This is a genomic window from Mesorhizobium sp. LSJC285A00, from assembly GCF_000503155.1.
Lineage (GTDB): Bacteria > Pseudomonadota > Alphaproteobacteria > Rhizobiales > Rhizobiaceae > Mesorhizobium.
In genome coordinates this window covers 1-8,415 of record NZ_AYVK01000082.1, presented here as the reverse complement: position 1 = coordinate 8,415, position 8,415 = coordinate 1, and the positions used below count along the sequence as shown (strand labels likewise).

The following is an 8,415-nucleotide window of genomic DNA, read 5'->3' as shown; positions in this document are numbered from 1 at the left end:
ACCCAGTCACCAGTGAGTTGCCCTGTCCCTCGTGCGGAGCGCCAGTTGCTCCGTACGAACGGGTGCGCCCGACCCTGCGGGAACGAGTGCCGGCTGCCTCCTCTATTGCAATCTTTGCCTATTCGGCGACCCCGCCTCGACGTACCGGCGACCAAGGAGAACTCTCCCTTGCCATCAATTGACGGTCCATCGCTCCAACGGCCCCGCGCTGGTTCGGCACCTTCGACGAAGCAATGATGAAGGCATAGGATACGGCTTGAGGCGCAAAGCGGCCTGTCATGCATGCCTGAGCTAGGCTACTGGCGAACGCGTCTCCAAGGCCAAGTCTCTACTTTGCAGAACGCCTCCCTCACGCCCCCAGCGTCGGCTCGGTATTCACCTCCAGCGCCTCTTCCGCTTCATCCTCTTCACCCAGCACCTCGCCATGAACCCCCAGCGGCCGCCCGATCCAGATCGGATCGACCAGATGGTCGCGCTTGGGATTGGTGGTGTTGGGGTGGATGAGGATGCTGAGGCCGCCGTGGTTCAGCATCAGCCATGGAACCAGCGATGCGAAGATCTCGGTGGCGAAGGAGATCTGGTACATGGCCTGTTCGTGCGGGCCGACCGGCTCGTCGCGCCAGTTGCCCAGGCGCACGCGGAAGCGTTCGCCGATGCGCAGGCGCAGCCATTCGGCGTGCTGCCGCTCGGCTTGCCCGTCATAGTAGATGTGGGCGTGATAGCTGGCGATCTCGGCGAGAGGCCTTGGCGGGCTGGCGGTGTTCACCTTGATGGCTCCCTCGGTGATTGTCGTGCGGGCAGCGTATACGCAAGGGTGCGGGGTGGCCAAGGGGGCACAGCGTGTGCTCGTCATCTCGATTTCGGGCCAATCGCATATGGCGCTCCCCCACTCCGTCTCGGCTTCGCCGAGCCACCTCTACCCCACATTCGTNGGGCCAATCGCATATGGCGCTCCCCCACTCCGTCTCGGCTTCGCCGAGCCACCTCTACCCCACATTCGTGGGGGAGAGGAAATGCTAATCGCCGAGGTCGCTGCCTTGAAAAGCTTGGCATTTCCTCTCCCCCATGGACATGGGGGAGAGGTGGCCGCGCAGCGGCCGGAGTGGGGGCTGGCACCGCCGTATGCGTATTGCCTGCACTTCGTGGGGCGAGGAAACGCTAATCTCCGATATCTCTCAGGCTCCGATCAAACCCTGCCCATCAGCACCAGGATCAGCAGCACCACCAGCACAATGCCGACGATCCCCGATGGCCCATAACCCCAGGAGCGCGAATGCGGCCAGGCCGGTACGGCGCCGATCAGGATCAGGATCAGAACTATGATGAGAATGGTGCTGACGGTCATTAAGAGTCCCTCGCCTTGCTGGTCGGATACGAGGGGACAATGCAAAAGGCCGCCCGGTTGTTCCGGGCGGCCTTTTGTCCGACTGCTCGAATGCAGCTATTCCGCGGCTTTCGGGAAGGCGATTGCCGGCTCGTCGAGCGGACCCGGCCCCACGGGCGCATCGGGCTTCTTGTCGCGGCCGAACAGCCGGCGGAAGAACGCGTAGAAGCGGCTGTTCTTGCTGCGCGTGAAGATCATCAGCATCGACGGCGTCACCACCAGCGTCAGCAGGGTGGCGAAGGACAGGCCGAAGACGATGGCCGAGGACAGCGAAATCCACCATTGCGTCGACGGCGCGTTGATCGTCGTCTCGTGATGGAAGATTTCCAACCCGAGACCAAAGGCGATCGGCAGCACGCCGAGGATGGCCGACACCGCCGTCAGCACCACCGGACGGGCACGTTCGCGGCAGGTCTGCAGCACCGCCTCCATCTTGTCCCAGCCCTCTTCGCGCAGCCGGTCATAGGTGTCGATCAAGACGATGTTGTTGTTCACCACCACGCCGGCCAGCGCGATGACGCCGATGCCCGACATGACGATGCCGAAGGCTTCGCCGGTCAGAAGCAGCCCCAGGAACACGCCGATCGTCGCCATGACCACGCAGGACAGCACCAGCAGCACGCTGGTGAACTTGTTGAACTGCATCAGCAGCACCAGGAAGATCAGGAAGATCGCGGCGCCAAAAGCCTTGCCGAGGAAGGCGCTGGCTTCGGCGCTGTCCTCGTTCGAGCCGGCGAGCTTCCAGCGTATGCCGTTGTCGAGCTTCATGTCGGTGACCGCCTTGGTCACTTCCGCCTGCACCGCCGCAACCTGGTTACCGGCGGCGACGTTGGCCTGGACGACCACGGTGCGGGCGCCGTCGATGCGGTTGAGGATGCCGACCGTCGGCTCCGGCTTGCGCACGACGAAGTTCGAGATCGGCACCGAGCCTTGCGCGGTCTGCACCCGGAGCTCGTCGAGCGTCGACAGCGTGCGCCGGTCTTCGGGCAGGCGCAGGCGGATATCGACGGCATCGTCGGCGCCGGCCGGCCGGTACTCGGACAGCTTCAGGCCATTGGTCACCAGTTGCACCACCGTGCCGACGGCGGTCGGGCTGATGCCGTACTGCGCCGCCTTGGCGCGGTCGACCTCGAGCGCCCAGTCGACGCCGGGCGGCGGCAGGCCGTCGGAAACGTCGATGACACCGGGCACCTTGGCGATGCGCGCCGCAACGGCGCGGGCCTGGTCGTCGAGCCCTTTGGGATCGATGGCCGAAAGCCGGAGCTGGACCGCCTTGCCCGTGGGAGGACCGGCCTCCGGCACGCGCACTTCGACATCGACGCCGGGAATGCCGGCCATGACAGTGCGCAGCTCGTCCAGGATGTGGTTGGCCGATTTGCGCTCGCGCCAGTCGATGAACTCATACTGGATGACGCCGACGACGTCCTCCGGCACATCCTGGCCGCCGCCCTGCGTCTTGCCGACGCGGGTGTAAACCGATTTCACGCCGGGCCAGCCGAGCAGCCGGTTTTCGGCGATCCTGGTTGCCGTATCCATTTCGGCCAGCGAGAGATTGCCGCGGGCATGCACATAGAGCAGGCCGTAATCGGGCTCGACGCTGGGGAAGAACTCGACGCCGGCGCCATATTTCGAATAGGCGAAGCCGACGCCGGTGAGCAGCACGGCGGTGAGCACCAGCACGGTGATGGGGAAGCGCACCGCCTGTTTGACCAGCGCCATGTACCAGCCGTCGCGATTGTGTTCCTCGTGATGCTCCGGCGCCTTGGCGAAAAGCGCGCCCAGCGTCGGCGCGAACACCAGCGCATAAAGCATCGAGGCCGACAGCGTGACGATCAGCGTGATCGGCATGTATTTCATGAAGTCGCCGATGATGCCGGGCCAGAACAGCAGCGGCGAAAACGCCGCGATGCGGGTCATGGTCGCGGCGATGACCGGACCGGCCATGCGCTTGGCGGCCAGCGTGAAGGCTTCCGCCTTCGGCATGCCTTCGCCCATGCGCCGTTCGGCAAATTCGGTGACGATGATGGCGTCGTCGACCAGCATGCCGACCGCCAGGATAAGGCTGAACAGCACGATCATGTTGATCGTGTAGCCCATCATCGCAAGCAGCAGGATGCCGATCAGGAAGGATGACGGAATGGCAAGCCCGATCAGCAGCGAGGCGCGGCCCGACAGCGCATAGAGGATGACGATGAACACCAGGATGACGGCGATCATCACGTGGTTCTGCAGGTCGCCCAGCAGCTGGTTGACGAAGACAGACTTGTCCTGCGTGTAGGTGATGTTCATGCCTTCCGGCATCGTCTTGACGTAGGCGTCGGACACTTCCCGCACCTTGGCCAGCGTGTCGATCAGGTTGGCGCCGATGCGCTTCTTGACTTCGATGGCGATGGCCGGCTTGCCGTTGAGGCGAGTGATGGTCTCGGCGTCGGCGAAGGTCGAACGCACCGTGGCGATGTCCTTCGCCTGCACGACGGCATTGGGGCCGGCGACCACCGGCAAGGACGCGACATCCTCGGGTGTCTCGATCAGCGACGGCACCTTGACCGCGTATTTGCCTTCCGAACCCTCGATATTGCCGGCGGCGACCAGGCTGTTGGAAGCGCCGACCGCGCCGATCAACTGGTCGAGCTGCAGGCCGTAGGAGGACAGCTTCATCGGGTCGATGACGACCTCGACGAGATCGTCGCGCGCGCCTTGTATGGTGCCCTCAAGAACGCCCGGGACTTCCTCGATGCGGTCGCGCAGTTCGCGCGCCGCCGCCGTAAGCACACGCTCGGGCACATCGCCGGACAGCGTGACGACCAGGACGGGAAACTCGGAAATGTTGACCTCGGTAACAACCGGTTCTTCTGCCGCTTGGGGAAGGTCAGCCTTCGCGTCCTGAACCTTCGAGCGTGTATCAGTCACCGCGGTGTCGACTTTTATAGACGGCAGAAACTCAAGGAAGACAAAGGCACCGCCCTGATAGGCGGATGATTTCATCTCCTTTAACCCCTTGAGACTCTTAAGCTTTGCCTCCAGAGGCCTAAGCAGAAGTCTTTCAGCGTCTTCGGGCGCGATGCCTTGATAGGCAACATTTATATAAACATAAGGGGTAGGAACGTCGGGTTCCGCTTCCTTCGGCGTCGACTGATAGGCGACCCAGCCCGCCAGCAGCAGGAACACCAGCACCGCAATGGTCAGCCGGGCATTGTTGATCGCGAGTTTGACGATATCCATGGCCTGTTCTCAAGATTTCAGGAGCCGCATTGCGGCCGGTTGTCCCCGCCCCGGCTGTCCCCGGCCGGGGCCGTTCCGGCGCTACTGCGTTGTCGCTTCGCCCAACAGCTTCTGGATGGTCGCCTGGTCGGCCTCGACCGGCTTGACTACGTCGCCTTCCTTGACGAGTTCCTGGCCGGCGACGATGACGCGGGCATCGGCTGGAATGCCGCCAAGCACCAAGCCCTTCGGCGAGTCGTCAACGAGGTCGATCGGGAAGAACACCACCTTGTTGTCCTTGTCGACGGCACGGATGCCAAGATCGCCCTTGTCGCCCAGCGTCACCACGGAGCGCGGCAACATGACGGCGTCGGTCGGCTGCGCGCTGAGCGAAATCTCGGCCGTCATGCCCGCCGGCACGGAGCCATCGGCGTTGGGCACGGCAATCTCGACGCGGAAGGTGCGGGTCGCCGACGAGGCGTCGCGGCTGATGTAGCGCACCGTGCCTTCGACGGTCTGGCCGCTGACCAGCCGCACAGCAGCCTTGTCGCCGAGCTTGAGATAGCCGAGGTCGCGTTCGCTGACTTCGCCGCGCGCAATCACCGGATCGAGCTTGAGGATGGTTGCCACCTCGCCGCCCTGCATGATGGAACTGCCGAGCTCCACCGGCACCCGGTCGATGACGCCGTCGAAGGGCGCCTTGACCAGATTGCGCTCGAGTTCGGCCTGCGCCGTTTCCAGCTGCGACTGCGCAGCGGTCAGGTTCGAACGCGCCGTGTCGAGCTGCAGCTTGGGCAGATTGCCGGTCTTCATGAGCCGCAGCGATGCGTCGAGTTCAGCCTGGCGCTGCGCGACGAGCTGCTTGGCACTGTCGACCATCGAGATCTTTTCTTCGGCCGCCAGCATCAGCACCAGGTCGCCGGTCTTGACGTGATCGCCCTGCTTGACCGGCAGCTTTTCGATGACGCCGGCGACGCGCGTCGCCAGCACGGCGCGCTTGTCGGCCTCGGTCAGCCCGGAAATGCGGATGGCGCGGGCATAGGTCTTGCGCGGCGGCGTCACCACAGCGACGGTGCGCAGCGGCGCCTTCGGTTCGGCCTCGGCGGTCTTGGTTGCATCCGGTGCCTTGGCCTGATCGCCCGGCTTGGCCTGATCGCCTGCCTTGCCAGCACCTTCGACAGCGGCGCTGCCGACGGACGAGAACGCGCCTGTTCCCATCCAGGCGGCGAAGCCGATGAGCACGACAATAGCGGCAAGCTTGTGAAACCTGATCTTCGGCATCATTGTTTTTCCACTGCGGGGTTCGGCCAAGTCGTTATCCAACAGGAGTCCGTCGTCTAACAGCTACCGTGTCTTCCAACTCGGGCGCGTCGCCGATATGGGTGCGCGCCAGGCCGTGTTCAATTTGCCGTGAACGGCGAAGCCGCGCTTCTACATCAAAGTTGCATCGCAATACAGTCGAAAAGTTGCAGGAACATTGTGCCAGGCGATGTAGTGTGGCCAACGGGAAACGGTTTTGTCAGCGCCCCGTCAGGCGGCGGAACCACAGTCTCGGAACCATACGGGTGTTGGAGGCGCTTTGTTTTCAAGGCGTTTTGAGCACTGACATTCTCCTGTGCCTGCACTAGTTTTTGACGCTCAAATGTGGGCGCGACCTGCGTAGCCACTCAGTGAATGGCAGCAGGCGTCAGTATGATTTTGTATACCGTCACACGCAACGGTTGTTCCGGGACGGAAAGTCATCGGCGCTACTCCGATTTGCCGAACACTTCGCTGATCGTCTTGATCGATCCGGGCGGACTCAGGCCCGCCGGCGTTCGGCGTCCGGCTTCTTGCGGGCGGCGAGAAATTCCTTCACCCGCCGTCCCGGTGCCGGCCCGCGCACCGGTTTGAAGCCGTCATCGAGTTCGCCGGAAAGATCGAGCGTCGGCCGCTTGCCGACGGCGTCGTAATTCTCCTCCAGCCAGTCGCTGGCCGCTATACGGCCAAGGTCTCTGAGATAGCTCAGGAAGGCCCATTCCGCATTGACCTTGGACGACGCCGACAGATCCTTGAACGCCTCGTCGGCATCGATGCGGTGCATGCGGATGTCGCGGTATTCGCCAGGCGGCAGCCGGCCGGCGGCGATCAGCTCCTTGACGAAGGCGATCGAGCGGAATTCGTTCAGCAGCCCGGCATTGAAGGTGATCTCGTCGATGCGGTTCTGGATTTCGTTGGCGCTTCTCGGCGTGCCTTCGCGCACCACCGGATTGATCTGCACCAAAAGCACATCCTCGGTCGCCGCCGTCTTGAAGAACGGGAACAGCGCCGGATTGCCGCCATAGCCGCCATCCCAATAGGGCACGCCCTTGATCTCGACGGCGCGGAACAATTGTGGCAGGCAGGCCGAGGCCATCACCGTGTCGAGGTCGATCTCGCCATCGGAAAAGACGCGCAGCTGGCCGGTCTCGACATTGGTCGCCGAAATGAACAGCTCCATCGACTTGCAGGCGTGAACATTTTTGAAATCGATCTCCTGCTCGACCACGTCGCGCAGCGGGTTCAAGCCCAGCGGATTGGCGACATAGGGCGAAAACACTCGCGACATGGTGTCGAAGAAGAAATAGCCGGGGGTGTTCTCGATCGACCAGTTGCCCCAGGCGACGTCCCACGGCATGCGCTGCACCGGGCTGAAGCGGCCCTTGGCCGCCACCGCGCGCCAGAAATCGTCGAGCTTTTGCCGTGCACCCTCGACGCCGCCGCGCACAAAACCATCGGCCAGCGCCACCGCATTCATCGCGCCGGCGCTGGTGCCGGACACGGCTGAAATGTCGAGCCTGCCATCCTCCAGCAGCCGGTCGAGCACGCCCCAGGAGAAGGCTCCGTGCGAGCCCCCGCCCTGCAGCGCGATGTTGATCTTTTTCGTTTCCTCCGCCTTGCCGTTTTTGGTCATGGCGTTCCTGTTCGGTTTGGTCACTGCTTTCTCATTCCGCCCGGAAATCGGGCGGGTTCGACGGCAGCGGATTTATATTGCAGTGCAGCATATAAGGGATGACCAAGGCAAGAACACGAACACGGTCGCGTGATCACATGAAATTTTAGTCATGGGGAATGGTCCTCCACGCCCAGGTCTTCGCCCTACGAATACCCCCACCCTTGATCCCTCCCCACAAGGGGGGGGAGACTTGGTAGACGCTGATCTCAGCAAACCACCGACGTTTCGGCGGCGCGCGGCAGCTTCCCTCCCCCCTTGTGGGGGTCCGAAGGACGGGCGAGACCCGTGGCTCGCCCCGGCAAGCTAGGGTGGGGTCCTCTTCGCAAAAACCTCAAGCGACAAGCTTCGGCACCGGCCCGACATAGCGCGACTGTGGACGGATCAGCCGCCCTGTCGTCTGCTGTTCGCGCGCATGCGCGATCCAGCCGGCGACACGTCCGGCGGCAAAGACATTGCTGAACGCCTGTGGCGGAAAGCCCGCCGCCTCAAGCACAAGCGCTGTGTAGAACTCGACATTGGTCTGCAGCGAGCGCTGCGGCTTGGCGATCCGCAGCACTTCGAGCGCCGTCTGCTCGACCTGTTCGGCGAAGGCCAGCCGGCGGCCGGTCTCGCCCTCGCTGCCGAGCTGCCGCACCACCCCCTTCAGCACATCGGCGCGCGGATCGCGCACGCGGTAGATGCGATGGCCGAAACCCATGATGCGCTCGCCATGCGCGACCTTCTCGCGCAGCCAACCGGCCGCGTCGCCATGCGCCTGGATTGCATCGAGCATCTCGATCACCGGGCCGGGCGCGCCGCCGTGCAGCGGCCCCTTGAGCGCGCCGAGCCCGGCCAGCACCGACGATGTCAGCCCTGC

Annotated in this window: 6 protein-coding genes; all 6 read right to left on the bottom strand. The window is 63.7% G+C overall.

The genetic code is table 11. The annotated features are described in order from the left end of the window. Nucleotides 1–349: 349 nt before the first annotated feature. The gene (locus tag X726_RS137620; protein ID WP_023673854.1) at nucleotides 350–766 is read right to left on the bottom strand and encodes a DOPA 4,5-dioxygenase family protein; all 417 of its coding nucleotides are present in this window, start codon (nucleotides 764–766) and stop codon (nucleotides 350–352) included. Between the two features lie 420 nt (nucleotides 767–1,186). After that, entirely contained in the window at nucleotides 1,187–1,345 is a 159-nt protein-coding gene (locus X726_RS1000000170165) for a DUF3309 family protein (RefSeq protein ID WP_023673853.1), read from the bottom strand. A gap of 96 nt (nucleotides 1,346–1,441) precedes the next feature. Continuing rightward, nucleotides 1,442–4,606, bottom strand: a complete 3,165-nt coding sequence (locus X726_RS137625) for an efflux RND transporter permease subunit (RefSeq protein WP_023673852.1) — start codon at nucleotides 4,604–4,606, stop codon at nucleotides 1,442–1,444. 81 nt (nucleotides 4,607–4,687) lie between these two features. Next, nucleotides 4,688–5,866, bottom strand: coding sequence for an efflux RND transporter periplasmic adaptor subunit (locus X726_RS137630; RefSeq protein WP_031204824.1), 1,179 nt, complete (start codon nucleotides 5,864–5,866; stop codon nucleotides 4,688–4,690). Between the two features lie 520 nt (nucleotides 5,867–6,386). Next, entirely contained in the window at nucleotides 6,387–7,517 is a 1,131-nt protein-coding gene (locus X726_RS137635; protein WP_023807025.1) for a patatin-like phospholipase family protein, read from the bottom strand. A gap of 373 nt (nucleotides 7,518–7,890) precedes the next feature. Beyond that, nucleotides 7,891–8,415: citrate/2-methylcitrate synthase (locus X726_RS137640; protein WP_023673849.1), on the bottom strand; the 525-nt coding region annotated here is incomplete at its 5' end.